This is a genomic window from Vibrio sp. LQ2 (genome assembly GCF_023920125.1).
GTDB classification, from domain to species: Bacteria; Pseudomonadota; Gammaproteobacteria; order Enterobacterales; family Vibrionaceae; genus Vibrio; species Vibrio fluvialis.
Window position 1 is genome coordinate 4,224,755 of record NZ_CP085308.1, and the last position, 26,201, is coordinate 4,250,955.

Consider the following 26,201-nt stretch of genomic DNA (forward strand, 5'->3'; position numbering starts at 1 on the left):
CGCCAAACCGGGATGTTAAAAACCGCCCAGTTCTTTCTCAAACTTGATCATGTTGTCAGCCAGTTTATCGGCATCCACAACATAAGAGCCGTTTGCGATCGCTTCTTTGATCGCTGCGACTTTCGCACTATCGAAACTTGGCTTACTCGCCATCTCGTTGTGCATTTCACCGAGAGCTCTGCTTTGTGAGCTGAGGGACACCGCATCATGTTGCGGGCCAGAACTCTGTCTTACGGAACCGGAAGTCGATGAAGATGCATTGGATTCTGAACGTGCAGGTGCTCGGTTAGTCGTCGCTAACGAGTTGCCTGAACGTATGTTATCAATGCCTGCCATAATTGAGCCTTTTAAAAACTTTGAACTTGTACCGTCAATATCGACTGAACGAAGACGAACTTTAGCTTTTTATTTCACCAATGCGCAAATATTTCTGCGCTATGAAGTAAGACCGCTAAAATTGTACCGTGACTTCACCAATTCCGCTGACTTGTGCATCTATTATACGGTTAGATTTGTCATTTTTCACTTTTATCTGTTCGCCGAAGGTGCCATCGGACAAGGCGGTGCCTTTGGTTGTGATGCTCATCCCGGTACTGACCGCACGAATCATCACGCTTTCGTTGCGGCACACAACGCAGATGTCGTTTTGTTCAATGACATCACCTAACTTGAGGTTTTTTTTCGTTTTTGCTCCGACCACCAGATCTTGCGAGGAAAAACCTTGCCGTCTGAAGCGCAGCAGATCTACCATACTGATCGTAACGTCATGCTCAGTAATGATCTGGCCGCGAGTGATCGGAGTCAGGGCAGTCACCATGGGAACCGTCAGGGTCAGTTTGACCGGAACATAAACTTTCCAGTTGTCTGCCGTACATTCAACTAATACGGTAATCGCACTGGCTGAGCCGTTGTTGGATGATGAAGATGTACTCAAAGGTTCGGGACAATCGGTGGCAAAAATACGCTCGTCAATATTGGCAGCATTCACCACCAGTTCACCCCCGACAGGCTTGTCGACAGTACTGAGCACATGGCTTTGTGCCGCCTCTTGAATCTTTACGATTTGCTCTGGAGTTGCAGAGTGCACAGAAAGGCTAAAGAAAAATAACAAAAAGCCGATAGAGTTATAAAAAAAGTGATAGAAAGCTCTACACTTACATTTGGTATGTGGGCATACACGGGTATTCGAAAGCATTGTTCGTTTCTCTGGTTTCTTCATAGCCTTAAGTAGACTATCACTTTTTTCGTATAAAAGTTTGAGATGGAGATGAGCTTATGACGGGTATTCTTGATTCTGTGAATCAGCGTACGCAACTTGTCGGTCAAAACCGACTGGAATTATTAACTTTCCGTCTGAACGGGCGCCAACGTTACGGTATTAACGTATTTAAAGTAAAAGAAGTCCTCCAGTGCCCAAAGCTTACCGCCATGCCGAATTTGCACCGTCTTGTGAAAGGGGTTGCCCACATTCGCGGTCAAACGGTATCTGTGATTGATCTGAGCCTGGCAATTGGTGGCCGTCCGACGACGGATGTCGAGAAAAGCTTTGTGGTAATTGCAGAATTCAACCGCACGATTCAGGCGTTTTTGGTGAGTTCGGTTGAGCGTATTATCAACATGCGTTGGGAAGCGATTCTGCCGCCGCCAGATGGTGCCGGTAAAGCGAACTACCTGACTGCAGTGACCAATATTGATAATGAGCTGGTGGAAATTCTCGACGTCGAGAAGATTCTGGCCGAAATCGCGCCGGTGGATGAATCCATGGATTCGCGTATCGGAGAAGAGATTGCTCACGCCGAGCAGGAAAAACAGATTGTTCGCCGTATTCTGATTGCCGACGACTCTAGCGTGGCACGTAAACAGGTACAACGAGCGATTGAGTCCATCGGTTTTGAAGTCATTCTGACCAAAGACGGCAAAGATGCGTACGAGAAATTGCTCAGCATGGCAAAAGAAGGCAGCATCTATGACCAAATTTCGCTGGTTATTTCCGACATCGAAATGCCGGAAATGGATGGCTATACTCTGACGGCGGAAATTCGCCGCAACAGTGCCCTGAAAGATTTGTATGTAATTCTCCACTCCTCGCTGAGTGGCGTATTTAACCAAGCCATGGTTGAACGCGTAGGAGCGAACTCCTTTATCGCGAAATTTAACCCGGATGAGCTTGGTAATGCGGTGAAAGCTGCACTAGTAGAATAAAGAGAACTGAATGACTGCGATAACTATAAGCGATCAAGAATATCGTGACTTTTGCCGGTTCCTGGAGTCGCAGTGCGGTATCGTACTGGGCGACAGTAAACAGTATCTGGTGAGAAGTCGCCTCAGTCCGCTCGTGAGCAAATATAAGTTGGCGTCTCTGTCTGACTTGCTGCGTGACGTCGTGACTGGCAGAAATCGCGAATTGCGTGTGGCAGCCGTGGATGCCATGACGACCAATGAGACGTTGTGGTTCCGAGATACTTACCCATTTACTGTGTTGGCCGAACGCTTGTTACCTGAAATGGCGAAGAACAAACGTCCGATCAAAATCTGGTCGGCCGCGAGTTCATCGGGTCAGGAGCCGTACTCAATGTCGATGACTGTGTTGGAAGTTCAGCAACGTCGTCCGGGATTACTGCCTAGCGTGTCGATCACTGCGACCGATATTTCCGCCAGCATGCTGGATATGTGTCGTGCCGGTGTGTACGACAATCTGGCGCTGGGGCGTGGTCTATCTCCTGAGCGTCGCCGCACCTTCTTTGAAGATGCCGGCGATGGGCGCATGAAAGTGAAAGACAACGTTAAACGTTTGGTGAATTTCCGTCCGCAAAACCTGATGGAAAGCTACGCACTGCTGGGTAAGTTTGACATTATCTTTTGTCGTAACGTGTTGATTTACTTCTCTCCGGAGATGAAATCCAAAGTGCTGAATCAGATGGCTAATAGCCTGAACCCGGGGGGCTACCTGCTACTAGGAGCATCGGAGTCTCTCACTGGCCTCACAGACCGCTTTGAGATGGTTCGCTGTAACCCTGGCATCATCTACAAACTGAAATAAATGCAATTTCAATATCAAGCCCGGCAATCGCCGGGCTTTTTGTTTGCCGCTCGGACAGATGTGATGTTCATTTTTATGTTCTGCTTTGTTCAAGACTGGTGAGACCGACCTCTTCATCCCTTTCTTTGCCTGCTTCGATACGCTATACCTGAAGTGAGACATTCCAAACTCAGGCAAGTCGGCTTGCTCTTTGCAAGCTAAGGGTGGTTTAAGCGCGAATGGGGTATTGATGAAAAGTTGGTACGCTAATTGCTTTTAAATCATTAGTAACGGTCAGTTCTTATCGAAGAGGCAAACATGGCTATTTCTTTTGACAACGCACTCGGCATACACCAGTACACGGTGGGTGTTCGCGAACGTAATGCAGAAGTCATTGCGACCAACATTGCGCAAGCGAATACGCCAGGGTTCAAAGCGAAAGGAATGGACTTTCAAAAGGCATTGCAGGCGGCAAGTTCAGGGGCAAGCATCAGTCTTAGCCGCACGGACGGTCGGCACATTCCTGCCTCAACGACGGTGACAGGGGAAATGCTTTACCGCGTTCCTACTCAACCTGATACTGGTGACGGCAATACGGTTGACGTGGATCTGGAGCGTAACTTGTTTATGCAAAACCAACTGCGTCACCAAGCGTCACTCGACTTCTTAGGAAGTAAATTCAAGAACTTAACGAAAGCGATTAAAGGGGAATAATTAGATGAGCTTATTTAATGTGTTCAATGTGACTGGTTCTGCAATGAGTGCTGAATCTGTTCGTCTAAATACCACCTCGAGCAACCTGGCTAACGCGGACAGCGTAAGTAGCTCTGCTAAGGACACTTACAAAGCTCGCCATGCCGTGTTCGGCGCTGAGTTAAGTAAGGCACGTTTTAACCGCGACCCGAATGTGCCAGTGAAAGTATTGGGTATCGTAGAAAGCGATAAACCGCTGAGTGCGGAGTTTAACCCTGACCACCCACTTGCGAACGACGAAGGGTATATCTACAAGCCTAACGTTAACGTGATGGAAGAAATGGCCAATATGATCTCGGCATCTCGTTCATACCAGACTAATGTCCAGGTTGCGGATGCGAGTAAACAAATGCTGCTGCGTACGCTGCAGATGGGTCAATAAGGATAAGGAGGTAGCGAATGGCCGGAATTAATAACGTTGGTCAAAGCGGCTTGTCCTATGTTGACCAGCTGAAGGCTCTTCAAGAGAAGAATAAGCCAACCGAGACAACGGGTAAGCAGGATCTCAAACAAGAAGATTTCCTGTCGTTGCTCACGAAGCAACTCGCTCAGCAAGATCCCTTTAAGCCGGTTAGCAATGACCAGATGATCGCGCAAATGGCCTCATTTGCGACGGTGGATGGCATTGGCAAGATGAATTCTCAGTTCGAGAACCTCAACTCGTCAATGACGTCGAATCAAGCTCTGCAGGCTTCATCACTGGTAGGTCGTGATGTGCTGGTACCAGGTTCTGCAGGGGTGAAAAAGGATGACGCCGGCATGGCGGCGATGGTGAAGCTTCCTCAATCGGTCGACAACTTGTTTGTCCGCATTGAGAACGAAGCAGGCCAATTGGTGCGAACGTTTGACGTTGGCGCCAAACCAAGCGGAGATAGCCGTGTCGAATGGGACGGCAAAGATCAAAACGGTAATCCATTGCCGGGTGGCAAATACAAAGTGAAAGCTTCGGGTTTGCTGGATGGAGAAAGCAAAGACTTTGAGGTTTCGACCTACGCAAACGTCAACAGCGTTCTTCTGGGTAAAGGTGATGGTAACGTACTGCTCAATCTGGCTGGTTTTGAATCGCCAGTTCGACTTGCTGAAGTACTAGAAGTTGGCAAAGCATAATCATGCTAGCTAGATAGGAGAATTTGGAATGTCATATGTATCTCTTAGCGGTTTGTCCGCAGCTCAGTTAGATCTGAATACAACCAGTAACAACATTGCGAACGCCAACACTTTTGGCTTTAAAGAGTCGCGTGCTGAATTTGGTGATGTGTACTCGAACTCTTTGTTTACTAACGCTAAAACCACTCCAGGTGGCGGTGTTCAGGCGAATAAAGTGGCGCAACAATTCCACGAGGGTTCCAGTATTTATACTAACAACCCAATGGACCTGCGCATTTCGGGTACCGGCTTTTTCGCCGTCGCTAAAGATCGTTTGGTGCCACAACAAAATGAGTTGACTCGTAACGGTGCTTTCCACCTCGACAAGAACAACTACATGGTGACGTCAAACGACGAATACCTGCTGGGCTATCAGGTCAACCCGGATACTGGTGATGTGCTTTCTTACGAGCCGGCACCCATGAACATTCCTGCGGAGTTTGGTAAGCCGAAACAGACCTCAAACATTGAAGTCGGTGTGAACCTTCCGGCTAACGGTGATCTGAAAGATCCAACGCTGTTTGATTACACGGATCCGGATACGTACAACCGCTCAACGTCATCGACCATTTATGACTCGATGGGGCAGGCTTACAAACTGACCACGTACTACCTGAAAGATCAGACTCAGCCAAACACATGGCAAACCTACTACACAGTGACTGATAAAGAAGGCGAGAAACCACTCAATATTACCGGTGGTGACGCGACTACTGCATCGGGTCAAGTGGGTCACACTATGAAGTTCAATAATGACGGTACATTGGCAAGCCTGAACAACGGTCAGCCAATCGTGTCTGAGCCTCTGGGCGGTGGTGCAAATCCAGTCAACCTGAACGGTGCGGATGTGAATCAGGTTCTGTCATTCGGTCTGGATGCGGCAACTCAGTTTGCTGCGCCATTTGAACTGACGAAGTTTGATGAAGACGGTGCAACGACAGGCTTCCTGACGAAGATTGACTTTGACGAAAACGGCAGCGTTCTCGGCACTTACTCGAACGGTGAAAACATTACTCTGGGCCGTGTGGCACTGGTGCGTGTACCGAACGAACAAGGTCTGGATAAGAAAGGCGGTACTCAGTGGGATTCAACGCAGTTCTCGGGTGACAAGATCTGGGGTGAATCAAACAAAGGGTCTTTCGGTACCATTAACAATGGTACGCTGGAACAGTCAAACATCGATATGACTCAAGAGCTGGTGGATCTTATCTCTGCGCAGCGTAACTTCCAGGCGAACTCTCGTGCGCTTGAAGTTCACAACCAACTGCAACAAAACATCCTACAGATTCGATAATCTCATCATCTGGTCTGTCAGACCGGCGGCAACGTCGGTCTGATAGGATTGCCAGCTTGCCACCTTGCCGCGGCAAATCCTCACTTTCTCACTTCAAAATTATCAAAACTCCTTGATTAAAAACACATTTTAAATTTGGCACGCCAATTGCTTTATTGCTCTTAACCAACGATTTCTGGAGCAAATTATGGACCGTGCATTGTTTCTTGCCATGAGTGGCGCAAAACAAAACATGCAAGCGATGCAGTTGAGAGCAAACAACTTGGCCAACGTCAGCACAACAGGTTTTCGTGCCGATTTGGAACAAGCACGCTCAATGCAAGCGTACGGTGATGGCCTGCCAAGCCGTGTGTTCAGTATGACCGAGCGTCCTGGGCACAATTTCCAGCAAGGCAGTGTGATCACGACGGGCCGTGATTTAGACATTACCGTTCAGGGTGATGGCTGGATTGCCGTGATGGATAAAACCGGCAAAGAAGGGCTGACCCGCAACGGCAATTTGAATATTGATGCCAATGGCCTGCTGTTGAACGGCAATGGTCATCCGGTGTTGGGTGAAACCGGTGCGCCAATCACGTTGCCAGTGCCGCTGGCTAAAGTGGAAATCGGCAACGACGGTACTATTTCTGTTCGCCCGCAAGGCGCTCCGGCAGATGCTATGGAAATCGTCGATCGCATCAAGCTGGTTCGTCCGGATAATCAATCGTTGTTTAAAGATGTGAATGGCCTTTTCCGAGCAAAAGACCCGAACGCAGCATACGATGCAGATGCCAGCGTGAAGATTCTGACCGGTGCAGTAGAAGGCAGTAACGTCAACGCCGTTGGCGAAATGACCAGCCTGATTGACCTGCAACGTCAGTTTGAAATGCAAGTCAAAATGATGAGCACCGCAGAAGACATGGACAAGTCGTCCGACTCTCTGCTTCGTATGAGCTAACCGACTAGGAGATAACGATGCAACCGGCACTATGGGTAAGTAAAACAGGCCTAGACGCGCAGCAAACCAACATTGCGACGATCTCGAACAACCTGGCTAACGCCTCCACCGTCGGCTTTAAGAAAAGCCGCGCGGTGTTTGAAGATTTGTTCTATCAGAATATTAACCAGCCTGGCGGTCAGTCGTCACAGAACACAGAACTGCCGAGCGGTCTGATGCTGGGCGCGGGTTCGAAAGTGGTGGCAACGCAAAAAGTCCACACCAACGGCAATGCTCAAACCACGACCAACAGTCTGGACATGATGATTGAAGGGGACGGATTCTTCCAGATCCTGATGCCAGACGGCAACATTGGCTATAGCCGCAACGGTCAGTTCACGCTGAACGATGAAGGCGTGATTGTCACCTCAGGTTCGGGTTACCCGCTGCAACCGGAAATTGTGATCCCGGATGACGCCATCTCGATCACTGTGGGTAACGACGGTGAAGTGTCGGTACGTGTGCGTGGCCAGCAGGACAACCAGGTTCTGGGGCAGATCACCACCGTTGATTTCATTAACCCGGGCGGTCTGGAACCGATTGGTCAGAACCTTTACTTGCCAACGGGTGCCAGTGGTGACCCTCAGGAAGGGGTTCCGGGTATTGATGGTCTGGGCAACGTTCGTCAGTCAATGCTGGAAAGCTCCAACGTGAACGTGACCGAAGAGTTAGTCAACATGATTGAAGCACAGCGCGTGTACGAGATGAACTCAAAAGTGATCTCGGCCGTCGACAAAATGATGAGCTACGTAAACCAACAGCTCTAAGTACTAATTAGCAAGAGAATGCCGCGATGAAACGTATACTCAGCTTAACTCTTATTTCACTCCTGTCGGGATGTAGTTTGCTACAAGAGCCGATTGAGACGGCCGATGTTGCCCAAGGCACAACCGTTGTCGATGCAGTGGAAGGGGATAAATCGGCAGACAGCAACACTACCGGCTTAGTTGATACCCTGCGTAACCGTACGGATCCGGTTGCCGGTGATCCCGCCTGGGCACCGATTCATCCTAAAGAAAAGCCTGAGCACTACGCGGCAGAAACCGGTTCGTTGTTCAACTTATCGCGTGCTAACAGCCTGTATGATGATTCCAAACCCCGTGGCATTGGCGACATCATAACCGTGACGTTGAATGAAAGTACCAAAGCGGCCAAAAGTGCCGATGCGGATCTGAAAAAGAAAAATGACGCGTCAATGGATCCGCTCAGTGTCGGCGGCAAAGAACTCAACGTCGGTGAATACAATTTTTCCTACGCGCTGAAAAATGACAACAAGTTCTCAGGCAGTGCACAGGCCAACCAGAGTAACAGCTTGTCGGGTTCCATCACCGTTGAAGTGATCGAGATTTTAGCCAACGGTAACCTTGTGATTCGCGGGGAAAAATGGCTGAGTCTGAACACTGGTGACGAGTACATTCGCCTGAGCGGCACGATTCGCCCGGATGATATCGACTTCGATAACACCATTGCGTCGAACCGCATTTCCAATGCCCGAATTCAGTATTCTGGCACCGGAACCAACCAAGATATGCAAGAACCTGGATTCTTGGCACGATTTTTTAATGTCTCTTTGTAAATCGCACCCGATGGTCGAAGTTTTGACAGCATAAGTATCGATGGGGCCTGATTTGGCCCCATTGTTTTTTACACGAGACAGGTAATCCACAATGAAAAGACTCACTTTGTTATTGATGATGCTGGTCGCCGCCTCCGCTCAGGCTGCGCGCATCAAAGATGTTGCTCAAGTAGCAGGTGTGCGCAGTAACCAACTTGTGGGCTATGGTTTGGTCACTGGTTTGCCGGGTACAGGTGAGTCAACACCTTTTACCGATCAAAGCTTTAACGCCATGCTGCAAAGTTTCGGCATCCAATTGCCGCAGGGCACCAAACCAAAAACGAAAAACGTTGCCGCGGTTATCGTGACCGCAGACTTACCTGCCTTTTCTAAACAAGGTCAGACGGTGGACGTCACCGTGTCGTCGATCGGTTCTGCTAAGAGCCTGCGTGGTGGTACGCTGATGCAAACTTTCCTGAAAGGCTTGGATGGCCAGGTGTACGCGGTGGCTCAGGGGAATCTGGTGGTGAGCGGCTTCAGCGCGAGCGGCGCAGACGGTTCAAAAATTGTCGGCAATAACCCAACCGTTGGCATGATCTCTGCCGGTGCGATTGTTGAACGTGAGGTGCCAACACCGTTTGGTCGTGGCGACTTCATTACCTTCAACCTGCTGGAATCGGATTTCACCACTGCGCAGCGCATGGCTGACGCGGTCAATGGATTCCTGGGGCCGCACATGGCTTCGGCGGTTGATGCGACGTCTGTTCGTGTACGTGCGCCGCGTGATGTGGGGCAGCGTGTGGCATTCCTGTCAGCGATTGAAAACCTGGAGTTTGACCCAGCGGAAGGTTCAGCCAAAATCATCGTTAATTCGCGTACCGGCACGATTGTCGTTGGACAACACGTACGCCTGAAGCCAGCGGCCGTGACTCATGGCGGCATGACGGTGGCGATCAAAGAGAATCTGAATGTCAGCCAGCCAAATGCGTTTTCTGGCGGTCAGACGGCGATCGTGCCGGATTCCACCATCGAAGTGACCGAGAAAAAGGGCAAGATGTTCAAACTGGAACCAGGCGTGACACTGGATGATCTGGTTCGTGCGGTGAATGAAGTGGGCGCCGCTCCTTCTGATTTGATGGCGATTCTGCAAGCGTTGAAGCAAGCGGGTGCCATTGAAGGCCAACTGATCATCATTTAAGGAGCGCAGCATGGTTAACAATCCTAACGACATTGGCTTCATTCACGATATTGCCAGCTTAGATACGCTGCGTAAGCAGGCCGTTACCGGTGATGAAAAATCGGAAAAAGAAGCGCTGACAGCCGCGGCGCGTCAGTTCGAAGCGATTTTTACGACCATGATGCTGAAGTCGATGCGTGATGCGAACTCCAGCTTCAAGTCCGACATGTTCAACAGCCAAAATGAAGATTTTTACCGTCAGATGCTGGACGAGCAGATGACCAGCCAACTCAGCGCGTCAGGTTCACTGGGGCTAGCGGATATGATTGTGGCGCAATTGTCGACGGCGGAGAAATCCAACACGGCGGGCGAAGACAATTTCCAGGAAGCGATGCGCCGTGTGGAACATTCCCGTGATCTGGCGGCAAATCAACCGGCAAGCGACCCGGCAACGGAGGCGGCAAGTGTTACGGCTGGCGAAGAGAATACACCTGCAGCGACAGGTTCTTTTGATTCGCCGCAGTCTTTCGTGGCGTCCTTGAAGCCGTTCGCTGATAAAGCGGCAAAAGCGCTGGGTGTCGATTCCACGCTGCTGCTGGCTCAGGCGGCACTGGAAACAGGCTGGGGCCAGAAAGTGGTGAAAAACGCCCGTGGTAGCAGCAACAACCTGTTTAACATCAAGGCCGACCGCAGCTGGCACGGTGCCAAAGTGGCCACTCAAACACTGGAATATCAGGGTCAGACTCCGGTGATGGAAAAAGCCGCATTCCGTTCTTATTCCAATTATCAGGACAGCTTTAACGACTATGTACGTTTCCTGGCCAATAATCCGCGTTACACCACGGCCCTGCGCCATGGTGGCAGCGATGAAGATTTCATTCGCGGCATTCATCAGGCGGGTTATGCGACCGATCCGCAGTACGCCGACAAGGTGCTGCGCGTGAAAGCGCAAATCGAACAGATGGACGAGTTATAATCACTGCCTCAGCCGGTTATCTTGCCGGCTGATGACTTTCTTCTCTCTTCAGATAACTTCCTTATTTTTCCTTACCTTAGAGCCCCAATATTTGCTTGGCATACATATTGCTTCATTGGGTCTAGGTGCCGGTTTCTACCGGTGGTTTTCTAGGTTTTTGGGGGCATTATGGCGTCTGATCTTCTGAATGTTGGTGCGCAAAGCGTACTTACGGCTCAGAGACAACTCAACACCACTGGTCATAACATTTCTAATGTTAATACAGAGGGTTACAGCCGTCAGTCTGTGATCCAAGGGACCAATATGCCTCGCCAGTACGGTGGGGAAACCTACGGTATGGGCGTGCATGTGGAAAATGTTCGCCGCTCTTGGGATCAGTTTGCCGTTAAAGAGCTGAACCTTGCCACCACCGACCATTCGTTTAAGCGCGACGACGAGGAAAACCTCGATATGCTGTCCAAGCTACTGTCGTCGGTGGCCTCGAAAAAAATCCCTGAAAACCTCAATGAATGGTTCGACTCGGTGAAAACACTTGCGGATTCGCCGAATGATGTGGGCGCGCGCAAAGTAGTGTTAGAAAAAGCCGGGCTGATCAGTCAGAACATGAACGATTTCCACGAGACGGTGCGTCGCCAGTTTGATGTGACTAACAAAGGTCTCGATGTGGGCATTGAACGCATCAACCAATTGGCGGTGGAAATTCGTGACTTGCAGCGTTTGATGATGCGCACTCCAGGCCCACACAACGACTTGATGGACCAGCACGAAAAGCTGGTGGCCGAGCTGTCTCAATACACCAAAGTGACCGTGACTCCGCGTAAAAATGCGGAAGGCTTTAACGTACACATTGGTAACGGCCACACGCTGGTCTCTGGCACCGAAGCCAGCCAACTGAAAATGATTGATGGTTATCCGGACATTCATCAGCGCCGCTTGGCGATGGTGGAGGGGAAGGGTATCAAACCGATTACCGCTCGCGACATCGGCGGCAAAATCGGCGCACTGATGGATATGCGTGACAAACACATTCCCGGTCTGCTGGATGAAATCGGTCGTCTGGCCACATCATTTTCCTTCGAAGTGAACAAGTTGCAGCATCAGGGCCTCGATCTGCGCGGTGACATTGGCTCAGATATTTTTACCGATGTGAACTCTGAGGTGGTCGCGCGTTCACGTGTGGTGACCTCGAGTAATTCCGAAGCGGATTTGGCGGTTTATATCCAAGATATCAGCCAGTTAAAAGGTGGCGAGTATTCACTGACCTACAACGGCGACGACTACATAATGACGATGCCGAATGGCGAGCAGAGTAAAGTCGCTGTTGAGCGTGGTCATATCGATATCGATGGCATGCGAATTCAAATCAACAATGAACCGAAGACCGGTGAACGCGTGATTATTCGTCCGACCCGCAACGGAGCGGCAACCATGCGTATGGCTATCGACGATGCGTCAAAAATTGCCGCTCAGAGTTATGAGGCGTCCACTGCGTTTGCTCAAGGCTCGGCCAAATTCAACATCGACCAGGCGGGCGATGTGAAAGAGTTTGAGGCCTACGTGGTGCAGGTTAAAGACAGCGACGGCAACCCGACGGGCGAAATGCAGGTTCGTGTGCAGGATAAAACGGGCAAGGTATTGGTCACTCAGCCTTACACGTTTGAAGATAATCAGGAAGAGCTGACGCTGACCATTCCTAAGCAGAACAGTGACGGTAAAGAGACCATTTTCTCGCTGTCACGTGGTGCAATTGCCGATGACAAGTTCACGGCAAACCTTGTCCCATCCGACGGTGACAACGGCAACCTGCGCAAGATGATCAACGTCCAGAGCGATAAGAATGTCGATGGCAAGAAGTCGACCATCATCGATCTTTACCACAACCTGAATACTGATTTCGGTTTGAAACTCTCCACCGCTTCTCGCTTATCAGATGTCGCGCGTCTGGAAAAAGAGTCGGCAGAATCACGCATTGCTTCAGTTTCCGGGGTCAACCTCGACGAAGAAGCGGCCAACATGATGAAGTTTCAACAAGCTTATATGGCGTCGTCACGCATTATCCAGGCGGCAAACGACACCTTCAACACCATTTTGGCACTGAAATAGGGGAGGCAGATAAATGTTTAATCGTATTTCCAGCTTCCACAACTATCAGGCCGTGCAGAATGATCTGCGCCGTCAGGAATCGAAAATTCATCACAACCAGGCGCAACTGGCGTCAGGTAAGAAACTGCTGTCAGCGGCGGATAACCCGCTGGCGACGCACTACATTCAGAATGTTTCTCAGCAGGAAGAGCAACTGCGTCAGTATATGGACGCGATTGTACTGGTGCGTAACCGTCTGGAACATCAGGAGGTGATCGTCTCTAACGCGGAAGATTTTACCGACAAGGCAAAACGTAACGTGATGGAAATGATCAATGGCTCGTTGTCACCGGAGGACCGCGGCGCCCGTGCGCGTGAACTGGAAGAGATCGCCAACAACTTTCTCAACCTGGCTAACGTGCAGGATGAGTCTGGCAACTATATTTTTGCCGGTACCAAGCCAACCACACAGCCGTTCTTTCGCGACAATGCCGGCAACGTTTCGTATGGCGGCGATGATTACCAGCGCAAGATGAAAATTTCCAATAGCCTTGAGATCCCGTTCAACACGCCGGGCAGCAAGCTGTTTATGGAAATTGAAAACCCGTTTGGGGATTATGCGCCGGACTATCAATTGCAGGAAGGCTCTGAGCTGCTGCTGGAGAAAGCCAACAACAGCAATCCTGATGATGACGGCAAATACAAAGTCACCTTTGTCGATATGACCAATGGTAAGTACGGCTATCAGCTGGAACGCAACGGCAAAGTGGTGGCCGCAGATGAATTCAATCCGAAAACCGGCATTCAATATGAAGACTTGACCATCCACGTTAAAGGACAGTTGACTGCAGGCGATACGATTTCCTTAACGCCGCGTAAGTCGTTCAGTGTGTTCGATACCTTCAAAGATGCGATTAAGTTTTCTAAGGCTTCCGTCTCGGATGCCTCGGCAACGGCCAAGTTGCAACAAATGACAGAAGAGTTCCATACCGCCTTTATTCACATGAACAAAGGGCGCACGGATATCGGTGCTCGTCTGAGTACGCTCGATATTCAGGAAGAACAGCACGAAGATTTCAAAATCAGTCTGGCCAAATCGAAAAGCCAGTTTGAAGATCTGGACTACGCCGAAGCAGTGATTGAGTTCAACGAGAACTCGCGCGCACTGCAGGCATCCCAGCAAGCGTTTGGTAAAACCAAAGATTTAACTCTGTTTAACTACATCTAACCTTCAACGCCTTATGTGCCATGCCATATGTGCGAAGGGAGTTGTTGTTGAATGGAAATTAGCCTGATTGAGGCGGCATTTTAACCGCTTTATCTGACAGGCTGAGCGGCAAAAACGCGGCAAATGCCGATTGCCGCTGATATTTTCTCTGTTGATTATGATGTTCAAGAGAAAAAATGAGCAATATAACTTATTGATAATTATTGGCTTAAAGCTTTGTGTGATTATTTTTTGAAAGTTGGCACATTAATTGAATTGATAATATCAGAGTTGATACAACCAGTTTTAAATACGCCAGGTGGCGTGTTTAGCAAGTTATTCACGGTCAGTGCTTCCAAGAGAGAGTAAAGCTGACCGCTTCGCAAAAAGCTTGCGAACTCGATAGGAGAGCAAACTATGACCATTAACGTAAATACCAACGTGTCGGCAATGACCGCTCAGCGTTATCTGAATAAGGCATCTAACGAGCTGAACACCTCGATGGAACGCCTGTCTTCAGGTAACCGCATTAACAGTGCGAAAGATGATGCGGCTGGCCTTCAGATCTCTAACCGTCTGACAGCGCAATCTCGCGGTCTTGATGTCGCAATGCGTAACGCCAACGATGGTATTTCGATTGCGCAGACTGCCGAAGGGGCGATGAACGAATCGACCAGCATTCTGCAACGTATGCGTGACTTGTCGCTGCAGTCAGCGAACGGCACTAACTCAACGTCAGAGCGTAAAGCGCTGAATGAAGAGGTGACGGCACTGCAAGATGAACTGAACCGTATCGCAGAAACCACGTCGTTTGGTGGTCGTAAATTGCTTAACGGTTCGTTTGGCGAAGCCTCATTCCAGATCGGTGCGAGTTCTGGTGAAGCAATCATTATGGGCCTGACCAGCATTCGCGCGGATGATAACCGCATGGGTGGTATGTCTTACCTGTCTGAACAGGGCAAAGATAAAAACTGGGGTGTGCCGGATAATGCGCGCGACCTGAAATTTGAATTCACTGGTAAAGACGGTGAACCCGTGTCGCTGAACATCAACGCGAAAGCGGGTGATGACATCGAAGAGCTGGCAACCTACATCAATGGTCAGACGGACATTTTTAAGGCGTCTGTCGATCAGGATGGCAAACTGCAGATTTTCGTTGCACAGCCACAAATGGCGGAAGACCTGAGCATCTCGGGTGGTCTGGCATCTCAGCTGGGTCTGAGTACCGACAACGGTAAATACACCACCGTTCAGGATATCGACGTTACAACCGTCGGTGGTTCACAAAACGCAGTGGGCATCATTGATGCAGCATTGAAATACGTGGACTCACAGCGTGCGGATCTGGGCGCGAAGCAAAACCGTCTGAGCCACAGTATCAGTAACCTGGCGAACATCCAGGAAAACGTGGAATCATCGAAGAGCCGTATCAAAGATACTGACTTTGCGAAAGAAACCACTCAGCTTACCAAAGCACAAATTCTGCAACAGGCAGGTACCTCGATTCTTGCCCAAGCGAAACAGTTGCCAAACTCTGCAATTTCACTATTGCAGTAGTCCTGGGGTGCTTCATTAATAAGCTCAGACGTGAGTGTGTAATGAAGCTGCCTTGGCAAAGTATGATGATTGGTTGTTAAAAAGCTCTCTCAAACTAACCCTGCTTTTTGATATCTGATGGTCATACTCATATGGTCAGCCACTTGTGTTCATTTCTCGTGATCTCCACATTGGCGATGGCTACTACCCTAGCCCCGGTTCTCTCAAAGGAAAGGGGCTTTTCTTTTGTCTGCTATTTACCCGCATATCCTATTTCTCCGCTGAACCCGTGTCGCCTGCTTACATTTTTATATGCACTTTGCTGCACCGACAGGCTGCGCTAATTCTTTAGTACTTTTTCCGCCTTTTATAGGGTTTTGGGGCTCCACTCTCAGTTTTCATTGCTATTGGCTATTTTTTGATAAAAAACCATTTTTTCTCTAAAGGAATTTCTCGCTAAGTCGTTAATAGAGATAACTTTGAGAGAACTACTTGGTTTTCCGAGACGTCGGAAGCCGTTCGTGAAGTTCCGCTACGTCTGAAAATCAAATAGGAGACACCATTATGGCGGTTAATGTAAATACTAACGTGTCAGCAATGACAGCCCAACGTTACCTGAACAGTGCTACCAGCGCGCAACAATCGTCGATGGAACGCCTATCTTCGGGTTATCGAATCAACAGCGCAAAAGATGATGCAGCAGGCCTGCAGATTTCTAACCGGCTGAATGTTCAAAGTCGTGGTTTGGATGTCGCTGTACGCAACGCAAATGATGGTATCTCCATCGCCCAGACAGCTGAAGGTGCGATGAACGAAACCACCAATATTCTGCAGCGTATGCGTGACCTTTCTCTGCAATCGTCTAACGGTTCAAACTCAAAATCTGAACGTGTTGCGATTCAGGAAGAAGTCACTGCACTGAATGATGAACTGAACCGCATCGCGGAAACGACCTCATTTGGTGGTAATAAGCTGCTGAACGGCACGTTTGCAACCAAATCCTTCCAGATCGGTGCGGATAACGGTGAAGCGGTTATGCTGAGCCTGAACAACATGCGCAGCGATAACCGCATGATGGGCGGTACCAGCTACAAAGCGGAAAATGCAAAAGACAAAGACTGGAGTGTGCAGTCTGGTGCCAATGACCTGACGATTACGTTGAATGATAAGTTTGGCGGTGAGAAAACGATTGAAATCAATGCGAAAGCAGGGGATGACATCGAAGAGCTGGCCACTTACATCAATGGTCAGACTGACATGGTGAAGGCTTCTGTTGATGAAGACGGTAAGCTGCAACTATTCACCGACAACAACAAGGTAGATGGCAATGCTTCGTTTGGCGGTAGCCTGGCGGGTGAGCTAGGGATGCAGGAAGGCAAGGGCATCACGGTGGATACTATTGATGTGACCAGTGTGGGCGGTGCGCAACAATCGGTTGCTGTGGTCGACGCTGCGCTCAAGTTTGTGGATAGCCACCGTGCGGAACTGGGGGCATTCCAGAACCGCTTTAATCATGCGATCAACAACTTAGACAACATCAACGAAAACGTGAATGCATCTAAGAGCCGTATCAAAGACACCGACTTTGCCAAAGAAACGACGGCATTGACTAAGTCTCAGATCCTGGGGCAGGCATCCAGTTCAGTATTGGCACAAGCGAAACAAGCGCCTCAGGCGGCATTGGCTCTGCTTGGTTAATACAACACAAATACAACGTTAAGTGTAAAAATCCAGCTTCGGCTGGATTTTTTTATGCGTCTGATCGTAACTGTTTGTTTTGCAGATTAAGTCGAGGGAATGAGAATACGATTAGCGTGAGAAACAAAAGGGCAGATAAAACAAAACCCAGCCGAAGCTGGGTTTGTCTGTATGGTGCGGAAGAAGAGACTTGAACTCTTACACCTTGCGGCGCCAGAACCTAAATCTGGTGCGTCTACCAATTTCGCCACTTCCGCATTTTTGTAGATAATCCGACTTGGTATATCGAATCATCGTTGTAATGGCAGGTCTACCTGGATTCGAACCAGGGAATGGCGGCATCAAAAGCCGCTGCCTTACCGCTTGGCGATAGACCTACAAGATACTGAATTTGGTGCGGAGGGAGGGACTTGAACCCTCACGTCCTAACGGACACTAGCACCTGAAGCTAGCGCGTCTACCAATTCCGCCACCACCGCAAATTCAGTAATAACTCTTTTAAGCTATCTATAGTGACAAGCCTTGCTGGATTATAACCAGAACTTTTTGGATTGTCATACAGCTTTTTGATAACGCTGAAAAATTTTCAGCTTATCATCAATATGGTGCGGAAGAAGAGACTTGAACTCTTACACCTTGCGGCGCCAGAACCTAAATCTGGTGCGTCTACCAATTTCGCCACTTCCGCATTTTTCCTAAAAACTCTTTCATGTTGCCATGAGAAAAGTACTTAGGAAATGGTGGCTACGACGGGATTCGAACCTGTGACCCCATCATTATGAGTGATGTGCTCTAACCAGCTGAGCTACGTAGCCATTTCTATTCTTCAGTTTAATCAACTAGGGAATAGATGGTGCGGAAGGAGAGACTTGAACTCTCACACCTTGCGGCGCCAGAACCTAAATCTGGTGCGTCTACCAATTTCGCCACTTCCGCATCATATTTTTTAGATAACCCGACTTGGTATATCGAATCATCGTTGTAATGGCAGGTCTACCTGGATTCGAACCAGGGAATGGCGGCATCAAAAGCCGCTGCCTTACCGCTTGGCGATAGACCTACAAATATACTGAATTTGGTGCGGAGGGAGGGACTTGAACCCTCACGTCCTTGTTGTGAGAACGAAAACAGCTTTCCGAATTTTAAGAATTTGCTTGGCGACCATAGCGTTTTGGACCCACCTGATTCCATTCCGAACTCAGAAGTGAAACGAAACAGCGTCGATGGTAGTGTGGGGTTTCCCCATGTGAGAGTAGAACATCGCCAGGCTTTAAATTTAGACTCTTGAGTCTAACCAGTGCGGAGCGGTAGTTCAGTTGGTTAGAATACCGGCCTGTCACGCCGGGGGTCGCGGGTTCGAGTCCCGTCCGCTCCGCCACTTATTTAAGACCTCAGCAGCAATGCTGGGGTTTTCTTCAATCTAGAAGACCAAAATTTAGGGGTGTAGCTCCAATTGGCAGAGCAGCGGATTCCAAATCCGCGTGTTGGGAGTTCGAATCTCTCCACCCCTGCCATTATTAAAGGCTCCAGCGATTGCTGGAGCCTTTTTTATTGCTTATCAATCTCTGAATGAGGCGGAAAATCCGGTTTACTTGGTTTTTCTTCTCTATTTCAACAACGCATCATTTACATTTTGTTGCGAATCAGTTTTATTACCAATCCAGAAAATATTGTTATCAGGACTGATTATGGATCTTTCTCGCCGTCATTTCTTAAAATTGGGTTCTGCGTTGGGTGTTAGCGCTGCTTTACCTGCGTGTTCATTGCTTAAACTGACATCGAAAGAGGACGAATATGTTTATCAGTTGACGGCTGAGCCGGCACAAGCATCGCTGGTTCCGGGTTACTCTACATCAGTTCTGGGCTTCAACGGTTCTATTCCGGCTCCTACGATACGCTGCCGTCAGGGGCAGAAGGTGACGATTCACTTCACCAATAAGCTGGATGAGCCGACCACGATACACTGGCATGGCCTGCGTATTCCTATCGCGATGGATGGGGTTCCTTTCCTTAGTCAACCTCCTATCATGCCCGGTGAGAGCTTTACTTACGAGTTTACACCACCGGATGCCGGGACCTTTTGGTATCATCCGCACATGAACAGTGTCAAACAGCTTGGAATGGGCTTGGTTGGTCTGATCATCGTTGAAGAAGCTGAACCTGTTGTATTTGATGAAGAGCATGCGCTGATGCTTAAACATTGGCATCTTGATAAAAAAGGCCAATGGAAGGATTTAATGATCCCTCGTTACAGTGCGCGTATGGGCACGCCAGGCGAGTGGGGTACGGTCAATGGTAGACACAATCCGCAGTACACAATTAAACAGAATGCGACGGTGAGAGCTCGCATCGCCAACGTGGATAACACTATTACCTATCCGATCGCTGTTGAAGGTGTTGAGGCTTGGGTGATTGCTATTGATGGCAATCCGATCGAAACACCATATCAGCTAACACAGCATAAGATAGGCCCGGGAATGCGTTTGGATATCGCCTTTATCGCGCCAAAAGCTGGCGATAAGGTTTATGTGCGTCAAATGAAGGGTAAGTTTGCCTTTCCTCTGTGTGAATTCCTCAGTGAGGAGTCCTGGCTCGCGAGTGATAAATCTATCCCATCGCTGCCGTTAAATCCTATTGCACCCGTGAAGCTCTATCAGGCGCAGGAAATCGACTTTGTGTTTGAATGGGAAGGAGCCGTGACTCCTGCGGATAAGAGTGGCCATGCTGTGCCGAATTTTTGGCTGGTCAATAAACGGGCCTGGGAAGGTATGAGTGCTGGCCATATTCCAGAGCCATTGGCAAAGCTGGAGTTGGGGAAAACCTATATTTTCAATCTGCGTAATGTCACTCAGTATCACCATCCTATCCATCTGCATGGCCACACTTTTACCGTGCTTGAACTTGATGGAAAAACGCTGGAAAAGCCATTCCATACCGATACCGTATTGCTGGGTAAAAATGGCAGTGCCAAAGCGGCGTTTGTCGCTGACAACCCAGGTCGATGGATGTATCACTGTCATGTTATCGAGCATATGAAAACGGGCTTGATGGGCTTTATCGAAGTTGCTTGAATAAGTGACTCCTGTAACGTTTGTATTTATCCTCACTTTGGCAGGCTAATTGCTGTTATTGAAAACTATTTTTTTACTCGTTGTGGCTCATTTTTAGACGGTGAGCCATTACAATGATTGCAACAAATTGGGAGGGTACATGGGGCAGTTGGCAATTTTAGGTTTGATTGCAATCGGTGGAGCAATTGGTGCTTGCTCACGCTATTTGGTCTCTGAATGGTGTGTGACGCTATTTGGGCGCAGTTTTCCATACGGTACGTTGACCGTTAACATCGTCGGTTCTTTTATCATGGGACTCTTAATCGCAGCCTTTGAGAATGAATGGTTAGCTCCTTATCCTTGGCGTCAGATTGTCGGTCTGGGGTTCCTTGGTGCGTTAACGACGTTTTCAACGTTCTCGATGGATAATGTACTTCTTATGCAGCAAGGTGCATTCTTTAAGATGGGGTTTAACGTACTGCTCAATGTACTGTTGAGTATTTCTGCTGCCTGGGTTGCGTATCAATGGTTGATTCGAGGCTGATTAAAAACTCTACTTTTCTGCTTGTTTAGCGAAATGACTTCTCTATAATGACTTCACTTGTCGGAGTGCCATAAGGCTGAGACCGTTTATTCGGGATCCGTTGAACCTGATCAGGTTAGAACCTGCGAAGGGAACAAGAGAAGACAATCTCTGGCGATCTGTGGATCGTCGTATCTTCAGTTCCAAGATCTGTCTGATCACCTCTTGTCGCATCTTTCCGCCAAGCATTTATCCCTAAAATCCTAATAAAGGAAAATGCTATGTCGAATCGCAAACAAGCGAGACTGGAAGCCAAACAGTTTATTGAAACCCTCTCGGTACAACCGTACCCAAATTCAAAGAAAACCTACCTGACTGGTTCGCGCGATGATATCCGCGTGCCAATGCGCGAAATTTCTCTCGCCGATAGCCTGATTGGCGGCACAAAGGAAGCGCCCGTTTACGAAGCGAATGAACCAGTGTGCGTGTATGACACTTCTGGTGTGTACACTGATCCTGATTACACTATCGACCTCTATCAGGGCCTACCTAAGCTGCGTGAACAGTGGGTTATGGAGCGCGAGGATACCGAAGTTCTCGCGGGAATGAGCTCGGAGTACGCACGTGAGCGTCTGGCTGACCATACACTGGATGAACTGCGTTACGGTAACCTGCCAATCATTCGCCGTGCTAAGGCGGGCCGCCGCGTGACTCAGCTTCACTACGCGCGTCAGGGAATGATCACTCCAGAAATGGAATACATTGCGCTGCGCGAAAACATGGGGCGTCGTCGTTACCAAGACGAACAGTTGAACCGTCAGCATCCGGGACAAAACTTTGGTGCCAACCTGCCAAAAGACATTACCCCTGAATTTGTTCGTCAGGAAGTCGCTGAAGGTCGTGCAATCATTCCATGCAATATCAACCACCCAGAATCAGAGCCGATGATTATTGGCCGTAACTTCTTAGTGAAGGTGAATGCGAACATCGGTAACTCTTCAGTGAGTTCGTCAATTGAAGAGGAAGTTGAAAAACTGGTTTGGGCAACCCGTTGGGGCGGCGATACCGTAATGGATCTGTCGACCGGACGTAATATCCACGAAACGCGTGAATGGATTCTGCGCAATAGCCCCGTGCCGATTGGTACGGTACCTATGTATCAAGCATTGGAAAAAGTGAATGGCATTGCCGAGAACCTGACCTGGGAAGTGATGCGCGATACGTTGTTGGAACAGGCAGAGCAGGGTGTGGATTACTTCACCATTCACGCCGGCCTGCTGTTGCGCTACGTGCCGATGACTGCTAAACGAGTCACTGGTATTGTTTCACGCGGCGGTTCTATCATCGCTAAATGGTGTCTGGCTCATCATCAGGAAAACTTCCTTTACACTCACTTCCGTGAAATCTGCGAGATTTGTGCGAAGTATGACGTGGCACTGTCGCTGGGCGATGGCCTGCGTCCGGGTTCGATTGCTGATGCTAACGATGAAGCGCAGTTTGCCGAATTGAGAACATTGGGCGAACTGACTAAAGTGGCGTGGGAATACGATGTGCAGGTGATGATTGAAGGCCCTGGGCACGTGCCAATGCACATGATCAAGGCCAACATGGATGAGCAGCTGGAACATTGCCATGAAGCACCATTCTACACTTTAGGCCCATTAACTACCGATGTCGCTCCGGGTTATGACCACATCACTTCCGGCATTGGTGCCGCGATGATCGGTTGGTTTGGTTGTGCCATGCTGTGCTACGTGACACCTAAAGAGCACTTAGGGTTACCGAATAAGGAAGATGTAAAAACCGGTCTTATCACCTACAAGCTCGCTGCCCATGCGGCTGACTTGGCCAAAGGGCATCCTGGCGCGCAGATTCGCGACAACGCGTTGTCTAAAGCGCGCTTTGAATTCCGTTGGGAAGACCAGTTCAACCTGTCGCTGGATCCGGTGACAGCGCGCGCGTTCCACGATGAAACGTTGCCGCAGGAGTCAGGCAAGGTCGCGCATTTCTGTTCGATGTGTGGTCCGAAATTCTGTTCGATGAAAATCTCGCAGGAAGTACGCCGCACGTACGCCAACACCGACATGGTGACCGGCGAACAAGCCATTCAGGTCAAGATGCTCGACGATCCGCTCGAAGGCATGCGTCAGAAGTCTCAGGAGTTCTTAGCTTCTGGATCTGAACTTTATCACCCAGCGGTTGCGTCTGTAGAGACAGTGACTGAGGAATAAATCGTGAAATTACTTATCCCATCTCAGTGTATTGAACTGACGGGAGAAGTGCAGCGGGTGCTATTGCTCGCCGAACAACAGGGCTTTGCGATTGGACATATCGAGTTGGGCGTGAGCTCAACTCCTTATTTGCAACTTGTTGGCGACACGACTCTCAGTTTGTCCTGTAATTGGTTTACTCACGTTCAACCTGATGCGGATTGGGTGCTGCACTATGGTGCTGCGGCCAAAGATTTGTCTGCCTCGCTCGTGCATTATGGTTGGATTTTTATTGGCGAAGAGCCGCACCAAGGCCGTGTTATTGATCGTTGGCAACATTCAGACGAAGTCCGTCACCTGCTTCAGGTTAACGCGCTGGAACCTGCCGACTGTTGGCGTCATTTAGCATGGGTGCTGGCGTGCTTGAGTCTTGATTTCCCTATCGAAGATGCTTTGGTGTTGAGTCGAGCAGCCATGAATGTTTCACGTGAAACATGGCCATGCGACTACCGACACTTTCCTCAACCACAAACCCAATCCGACCTTTCCGCTTTTCCAACCCTGACACCGGAATCACTGGGTGTTTACCCGGTGGTGGATGACGTCCGCTGGATCGCGCAGCTATTACCGCTGGGTATCACCACCATTCAACTGCGCATCAAAGACCCGTATCAAACCGACTTGGAACAGCAGGTGATTGAAGCCATTCGTCTTGGCCGCGAGTTCGGGGCGCAGGTGTTCATTAATGATTATTGGCAACTGGCGGCAAAACATGGTGCTTACGGCGTGCATCTGGGGCAGGAAGATCTGCAGACGGTCGATTTGAATGTGCTATTGGAGAATAACCTTCGACTGGGTTTATCCACCCACGGTTACTTTGAATTGCTGCGCATTCACCAATTGGCGCCGAGCTATATTGCCTTAGGTCATATTTTCCCGACTACCACCAAACAGATGCCTTCTAAACCGCAGGGACTGGTGCGCTTGGCGTTGTATCAGCGACTGCTTGATTCGATGCCTTATGGCGACGCAGTTGGTGTGCCCAGTGTGGCGATAGGTGGGATTGATGCACTCAATGCCGAGCAAGTTCTGGCGTGCGGAGTAAGCAGCATTGCAGTGGTGAGAGCCATCACTGAGGCAAAGAACGTGGCCGAGGCTGTCGACACGTTGCAGCACATCTTAGCGCCGTCGCTGGCGTCGGCTAAGGAGCGCAGTAATGTTGTCGGATGATCAATTTGTACGGTATCAGCGCCAGATTTCATTGACTGAGATTGGCGAGCGTGGTCAACAAAAGCTACTCAATGGCCGAGTCTTGGTCGTCGGTTGTGGCGGTTTAGGCACGGCCGCGGCGCAATATTTGGCGGCAGCCGGTGTCAGCCATCTGGTGATTGCCGATGACGATTGCGTTGAGCTGTCCAATTTGCATCGCCAATTGGCGTATCGTGTAACTCAGCTCAAGCAACCGAAAGTCGTTGCCTTGGCACAAACGCTGGCGGTCATCAATCCTGAATGCCGGGTCAGAACCGTGCAGCGCAGAATGGACAGTAATGTACTCAGCTTGGAAGTCAGTCAAGCTGATATCGTGCTGGATTGCTGTGACAATCTGGAAACGCGTCATGCGATCAACGCCGCCTGTTTTTCTGCGCGCAAGCCACTGATCTCGGGTTCGGCGATTGGCTGGGAAGGTCAGTTGGTGGCGTTTGATTTTGCCCATCAGCCTCTAGGCTGCTATCGCTGCTTGGTGCCGGATGATGTAACGCCAACCTCAGGGCGTTGCACCGATCTAGGTGTGATGGGGCCTGTGGTGGGTTCCATCGGCAACCTTCAGGCGCTGATGGCGATGCAATGGCTGCTGCAACTCAACAACTTCCAATCTCATCAGGTGATGCGTTTTGATGGCTTTACCATGCAGTGGCAAAAGTGGCGCTTGCTGAATGACCCCAATTGCTCGCTTTGCAGCGCGTCTCAATCCGATCATCATCAAACCACGAACCTGGCATCCCCAATCAATGAGGACGTGTTATGACCATTACGATTCACATCAACACGCAGCCGCACTCCGCGCAAGCCGGTAGCACCTTGGCGAATGTGCAAACTCAGCTTGAACTACCCGTGCAAGGCTGCGTATTTGCGATTAACGATCAGGTTATTCCTCGTGGCTTATGGCACCAAACGGTGCTCAACGACGGTGACCACATTTCTCTTTTTCAGGCGATCGCAGGAGGCTGAACGCCATGTTAACCATAGCTGATAAAACTTTTCGTTCCCGCCTTTTAACCGGGACGGGCAAATTTGCCAATCGTCATCTGATGGCCGACGCTATTCGTCATTGTGAATCTGAGCTGGTCACGATGGCGCTTAAGCGCGTCGATTTAGCCGAACGTGATGATGATATTTTGGCTCCGTTGATTGAAGCGGGGATTCATTTATTGCCGAATACCTCGGGGGCGAAAACAGCGCGCGATGCGGTTTTTGCTGCGCACTTAGCTCGTGAAGCGTTGGGGACGTCGTGGCTCAAACTGGAAATCCACCCAGACCCGAAATACCTGATGCCTGACCCGATCGAAACGTTGAAAGCAGCTGAGCAGTTGGTGAAAGATGGCTTTACCGTGCTGCCGTATTGCCATGCCGATCCGGTACTGTGTAAGAGACTTGAAGAGGTGGGCTGCGCGGCGGTCATGCCGCTCGGTGCTCCGATTGGTACCAATCAGGGGCTGAGTTCAAAGACCTTTCTGGAAATCATCATCGATCAGGCGAACGTGCCAGTGATTGTCGATGCCGGCATTGGCGCACCTTCGGATGCGGCGCTGGCGATGGAGATGGGTGCTGACGCCGTGCTGGTGAATACCGCTATCGCTACTGCGCGCGACCCAATTGCTATGGCGCGTGCCTTCAAGCTCGCAGTGGAAGCGGGGCGACTGGCTTATGAATCTGGCCTGGCGGCGCAACACCAACACGCTGCCGCATCGAGTCCGTTCACTGCATTTCTGGATGGTTAA

General features: G+C 49.7%; 24 protein-coding genes, 9 tRNA genes, 1 rRNA gene and 1 riboswitch. Of the genes, 25 read left to right on the forward strand and 9 right to left on the reverse strand.

The genetic code is table 11. The features are described 5' to 3' along the window. Positions 1–15 precede the first annotated feature (15 nt). Positions 16–336 carry a flagellar biosynthesis anti-sigma factor FlgM gene (gene flgM / locus LGV68_RS19615; RefSeq protein ID WP_024373303.1) on the reverse strand — a complete coding sequence of 107 codons (321 nt, stop codon included), beginning with the start codon at positions 334–336 and terminating at the stop codon, positions 16–18. Between the two features lie 115 nt (positions 337–451). Next, a complete protein-coding gene (flgA, locus tag LGV68_RS19620; protein ID WP_075988255.1) occupies positions 452–1,195 on the reverse strand; it encodes a flagellar basal body P-ring formation chaperone FlgA in 744 nt (247 codons plus the stop codon). Between the two features lie 80 nt (positions 1,196–1,275). Between flgA and LGV68_RS19625 the strand changes: the two genes are divergently transcribed. The 15 genes from LGV68_RS19625 (at position 1,276) to LGV68_RS19695 (ending at position 17,419) form a co-directional block, all read left to right on the forward strand. Further along, positions 1,276–2,202, forward strand: a complete 927-nt coding sequence (locus LGV68_RS19625; protein ID WP_020331720.1) for a chemotaxis protein CheV — start codon at positions 1,276–1,278, stop codon at positions 2,200–2,202. A 10-nt stretch (positions 2,203–2,212) separates the two neighbouring features. Beyond that, entirely contained in the window at positions 2,213–3,040 is an 828-nt protein-coding gene (locus LGV68_RS19630; protein ID WP_020331721.1) for a protein-glutamate O-methyltransferase, read from the forward strand. 297 nt (positions 3,041–3,337) lie between these two features. Next, the gene (gene flgB / locus LGV68_RS19635; RefSeq protein ID WP_020331722.1) at positions 3,338–3,733 is read left to right on the forward strand and encodes a flagellar basal body rod protein FlgB; all 396 of its coding nucleotides are present in this window, start codon (positions 3,338–3,340) and stop codon (positions 3,731–3,733) included. A gap of 4 nt (positions 3,734–3,737) precedes the next feature. Beyond that, complete coding sequence (gene flgC / locus LGV68_RS19640; protein WP_020331723.1) at positions 3,738–4,154, forward strand: flagellar basal body rod protein FlgC; 417 nt, start codon at positions 3,738–3,740, stop codon at positions 4,152–4,154. A gap of 17 nt (positions 4,155–4,171) precedes the next feature. Continuing rightward, entirely contained in the window at positions 4,172–4,879 is a 708-nt protein-coding gene (flgD, locus tag LGV68_RS19645) for a flagellar hook assembly protein FlgD (protein WP_020331724.1), read from the forward strand. A 28-nt stretch (positions 4,880–4,907) separates the two neighbouring features. Then, positions 4,908–6,212: a flagellar hook protein FlgE gene (flgE, locus tag LGV68_RS19650; protein ID WP_020331725.1), complete on the forward strand. Its 1,305-nt coding sequence runs from the start codon at positions 4,908–4,910 to the stop codon at positions 6,210–6,212. Positions 6,213–6,399: 187 nt separating this feature from the next. Further along, positions 6,400–7,149: a flagellar basal-body rod protein FlgF gene (gene flgF / locus LGV68_RS19655; RefSeq protein WP_020331726.1), complete on the forward strand. Its 750-nt coding sequence runs from the start codon at positions 6,400–6,402 to the stop codon at positions 7,147–7,149. Between the two features lie 17 nt (positions 7,150–7,166). After that, positions 7,167–7,955: a flagellar basal-body rod protein FlgG gene (gene flgG, locus LGV68_RS19660; protein ID WP_020331727.1), complete on the forward strand. Its 789-nt coding sequence runs from the start codon at positions 7,167–7,169 to the stop codon at positions 7,953–7,955. A 26-nt stretch (positions 7,956–7,981) separates the two neighbouring features. Further along, positions 7,982–8,764 carry a flagellar basal body L-ring protein FlgH gene (flgH, locus tag LGV68_RS19665; protein WP_143683327.1) on the forward strand — a complete coding sequence of 261 codons (783 nt, stop codon included), beginning with the start codon at positions 7,982–7,984 and terminating at the stop codon, positions 8,762–8,764. 91 nt (positions 8,765–8,855) lie between these two features. Continuing rightward, entirely contained in the window at positions 8,856–9,941 is a 1,086-nt protein-coding gene (locus tag LGV68_RS19670; RefSeq protein WP_252535926.1) for a flagellar basal body P-ring protein FlgI, read from the forward strand. Between the two features lie 10 nt (positions 9,942–9,951). After that, positions 9,952–10,896: a flagellar assembly peptidoglycan hydrolase FlgJ gene (gene flgJ, locus LGV68_RS19675; protein WP_252535932.1), complete on the forward strand. Its 945-nt coding sequence runs from the start codon at positions 9,952–9,954 to the stop codon at positions 10,894–10,896. Between the two features lie 168 nt (positions 10,897–11,064). Beyond that, the gene (gene flgK, locus LGV68_RS19680; RefSeq protein WP_047460188.1) at positions 11,065–12,999 is read left to right on the forward strand and encodes a flagellar hook-associated protein FlgK; all 1,935 of its coding nucleotides are present in this window, start codon (positions 11,065–11,067) and stop codon (positions 12,997–12,999) included. Between the two features lie 13 nt (positions 13,000–13,012). Beyond that, entirely contained in the window at positions 13,013–14,206 is a 1,194-nt protein-coding gene (gene flgL, locus LGV68_RS19685) for a flagellar hook-associated protein FlgL (protein WP_020331733.1), read from the forward strand. Positions 14,207–14,602: 396 nt separating this feature from the next. After that, positions 14,603–15,742, forward strand: coding sequence for a flagellin (locus tag LGV68_RS19690; protein ID WP_020331734.1), 1,140 nt, complete (start codon positions 14,603–14,605; stop codon positions 15,740–15,742). A 543-nt stretch (positions 15,743–16,285) separates the two neighbouring features. Further along, the gene (locus tag LGV68_RS19695) at positions 16,286–17,419 is read left to right on the forward strand and encodes a flagellin (protein ID WP_020331735.1); all 1,134 of its coding nucleotides are present in this window, start codon (positions 16,286–16,288) and stop codon (positions 17,417–17,419) included. 172 nt (positions 17,420–17,591) lie between these two features. Here LGV68_RS19695 and LGV68_RS19700 read toward each other — a convergent pair. From LGV68_RS19700 to LGV68_RS19730, 7 genes are all read right to left on the reverse strand, one after another. Further along, positions 17,592–17,676 (reverse strand) — tRNA-Leu (locus LGV68_RS19700). A 45-nt stretch (positions 17,677–17,721) separates the two neighbouring features. Next, positions 17,722–17,796 (reverse strand) — tRNA-Gln (locus LGV68_RS19705). A 15-nt stretch (positions 17,797–17,811) separates the two neighbouring features. After that, positions 17,812–17,898, reverse strand: a tRNA-Leu gene (locus LGV68_RS19710). A 124-nt stretch (positions 17,899–18,022) separates the two neighbouring features. Beyond that, positions 18,023–18,107, reverse strand: a tRNA-Leu gene (locus tag LGV68_RS19715). Between the two features lie 50 nt (positions 18,108–18,157). Next, a tRNA-Met gene (locus LGV68_RS19720) sits at positions 18,158–18,234 on the reverse strand. A 36-nt stretch (positions 18,235–18,270) separates the two neighbouring features. After that, positions 18,271–18,355, reverse strand: a tRNA-Leu gene (locus LGV68_RS19725). Between the two features lie 49 nt (positions 18,356–18,404). After that, positions 18,405–18,479, reverse strand: a tRNA-Gln gene (locus LGV68_RS19730). A 93-nt stretch (positions 18,480–18,572) separates the two neighbouring features. On the opposite strand from LGV68_RS19730, the gene rrf reads away from it, so the two are divergent. The 10 genes from rrf to LGV68_RS19780 all read left to right on the forward strand — a co-directional run bounded on the left by rrf (position 18,573) and on the right by LGV68_RS19780 (position 26,201). Next, positions 18,573–18,688: ribosomal RNA gene (rrf, locus tag LGV68_RS19735) — 5S ribosomal RNA — on the forward strand. A 32-nt stretch (positions 18,689–18,720) separates the two neighbouring features. After that, positions 18,721–18,797: transfer RNA gene (locus LGV68_RS19740), tRNA-Asp, on the forward strand. Between the two features lie 59 nt (positions 18,798–18,856). Further along, positions 18,857–18,933 (forward strand) — tRNA-Trp (locus tag LGV68_RS19745). Between the two features lie 174 nt (positions 18,934–19,107). Further along, positions 19,108–20,490, forward strand: coding sequence for a multicopper oxidase family protein (locus LGV68_RS19750; protein WP_222727049.1), 1,383 nt, complete (start codon positions 19,108–19,110; stop codon positions 20,488–20,490). A 139-nt stretch (positions 20,491–20,629) separates the two neighbouring features. Beyond that, the gene (crcB, locus tag LGV68_RS19755; protein ID WP_171934032.1) at positions 20,630–21,013 is read left to right on the forward strand and encodes a fluoride efflux transporter CrcB; all 384 of its coding nucleotides are present in this window, start codon (positions 20,630–20,632) and stop codon (positions 21,011–21,013) included. Positions 21,014–21,064: 51 nt separating this feature from the next. After that, a riboswitch (TPP riboswitch) is annotated at positions 21,065–21,163 on the forward strand. A gap of 110 nt (positions 21,164–21,273) precedes the next feature. Continuing rightward, complete coding sequence (thiC, locus tag LGV68_RS19760; protein ID WP_252535937.1) at positions 21,274–23,223, forward strand: phosphomethylpyrimidine synthase ThiC; 1,950 nt, start codon at positions 21,274–21,276, stop codon at positions 23,221–23,223. Positions 23,224–23,226: 3 nt separating this feature from the next. Then, positions 23,227–24,432 (forward strand): thiamine phosphate synthase, encoded by a 1,206-nt coding sequence (locus LGV68_RS19765; protein ID WP_252535938.1) that lies wholly within the window; start codon positions 23,227–23,229, stop codon positions 24,430–24,432. Then, complete coding sequence (locus LGV68_RS19770) at positions 24,419–25,228, forward strand: HesA/MoeB/ThiF family protein (protein ID WP_252535940.1); 810 nt, start codon at positions 24,419–24,421, stop codon at positions 25,226–25,228. Before LGV68_RS19765 ends, LGV68_RS19770 begins: the two co-directional genes overlap by 14 nt. Next, on the forward strand, positions 25,225–25,431 hold the full coding sequence (gene thiS, locus LGV68_RS19775; RefSeq protein ID WP_020433607.1) for a sulfur carrier protein ThiS: 207 nt from the start codon (positions 25,225–25,227) through the stop codon (positions 25,429–25,431). Before LGV68_RS19770 ends, thiS begins: the two co-directional genes overlap by 4 nt. A gap of 5 nt (positions 25,432–25,436) precedes the next feature. Then, positions 25,437–26,201, forward strand: a complete 765-nt coding sequence (locus LGV68_RS19780; RefSeq protein ID WP_061057065.1) for a thiazole synthase — start codon at positions 25,437–25,439, stop codon at positions 26,199–26,201.

Excerpts from the sequence above, each read along its gene's own strand:
- LGV68_RS19770 (WP_252535940.1), top strand. The coding sequence starts at position 24,419 with ATGTTGTCGGATGATCAATTTGTACGGTATCAGCGCCAGATTTCATTG.
- LGV68_RS19670 (WP_252535926.1), top strand. The coding sequence starts at position 8,856 with ATGAAAAGACTCACTTTGTTATTGATGATGCTGGTCGCCGCCTCCGCT.
- flgE (WP_020331725.1), top strand. The coding sequence starts at position 4,908 with ATGTCATATGTATCTCTTAGCGGTTTGTCCGCAGCTCAGTTAGATCTG.
- flgL (WP_020331733.1), top strand. The coding sequence starts at position 13,013 with ATGTTTAATCGTATTTCCAGCTTCCACAACTATCAGGCCGTGCAGAAT.
- LGV68_RS19780 (WP_061057065.1), top strand. The coding sequence starts at position 25,437 with ATGTTAACCATAGCTGATAAAACTTTTCGTTCCCGCCTTTTAACCGGG.
- LGV68_RS19750 (WP_222727049.1), top strand. The coding sequence starts at position 19,108 with ATGGATCTTTCTCGCCGTCATTTCTTAAAATTGGGTTCTGCGTTGGGT.
- flgG (WP_020331727.1), top strand. The coding sequence starts at position 7,167 with ATGCAACCGGCACTATGGGTAAGTAAAACAGGCCTAGACGCGCAGCAA.
- flgA (WP_075988255.1), bottom strand. The coding sequence starts at position 1,195 with ATGCTTTCGAATACCCGTGTATGCCCACATACCAAATGTAAGTGTAGA.
- LGV68_RS19695 (WP_020331735.1), top strand. The coding sequence starts at position 16,286 with ATGGCGGTTAATGTAAATACTAACGTGTCAGCAATGACAGCCCAACGT.
- flgJ (WP_252535932.1), top strand. The coding sequence starts at position 9,952 with ATGGTTAACAATCCTAACGACATTGGCTTCATTCACGATATTGCCAGC.
- flgC (WP_020331723.1), top strand. The coding sequence starts at position 3,738 with ATGAGCTTATTTAATGTGTTCAATGTGACTGGTTCTGCAATGAGTGCT.
- flgH (WP_143683327.1), top strand. The coding sequence starts at position 7,982 with ATGAAACGTATACTCAGCTTAACTCTTATTTCACTCCTGTCGGGATGT.
- flgD (WP_020331724.1), top strand. The coding sequence starts at position 4,172 with ATGGCCGGAATTAATAACGTTGGTCAAAGCGGCTTGTCCTATGTTGAC.
- LGV68_RS19625 (WP_020331720.1), top strand. The coding sequence starts at position 1,276 with ATGACGGGTATTCTTGATTCTGTGAATCAGCGTACGCAACTTGTCGGT.
- flgF (WP_020331726.1), top strand. The coding sequence starts at position 6,400 with ATGGACCGTGCATTGTTTCTTGCCATGAGTGGCGCAAAACAAAACATG.
- flgM (WP_024373303.1), bottom strand. The coding sequence starts at position 336 with ATGGCAGGCATTGATAACATACGTTCAGGCAACTCGTTAGCGACGACT.
- LGV68_RS19690 (WP_020331734.1), top strand. The coding sequence starts at position 14,603 with ATGACCATTAACGTAAATACCAACGTGTCGGCAATGACCGCTCAGCGT.
- thiS (WP_020433607.1), top strand. The coding sequence starts at position 25,225 with ATGACCATTACGATTCACATCAACACGCAGCCGCACTCCGCGCAAGCC.
- LGV68_RS19630 (WP_020331721.1), top strand. The coding sequence starts at position 2,213 with ATGACTGCGATAACTATAAGCGATCAAGAATATCGTGACTTTTGCCGG.
- flgB (WP_020331722.1), top strand. The coding sequence starts at position 3,338 with ATGGCTATTTCTTTTGACAACGCACTCGGCATACACCAGTACACGGTG.
- flgK (WP_047460188.1), top strand. The coding sequence starts at position 11,065 with ATGGCGTCTGATCTTCTGAATGTTGGTGCGCAAAGCGTACTTACGGCT.
- thiC (WP_252535937.1), top strand. The coding sequence starts at position 21,274 with ATGTCGAATCGCAAACAAGCGAGACTGGAAGCCAAACAGTTTATTGAA.
- crcB (WP_171934032.1), top strand. The coding sequence starts at position 20,630 with ATGGGGCAGTTGGCAATTTTAGGTTTGATTGCAATCGGTGGAGCAATT.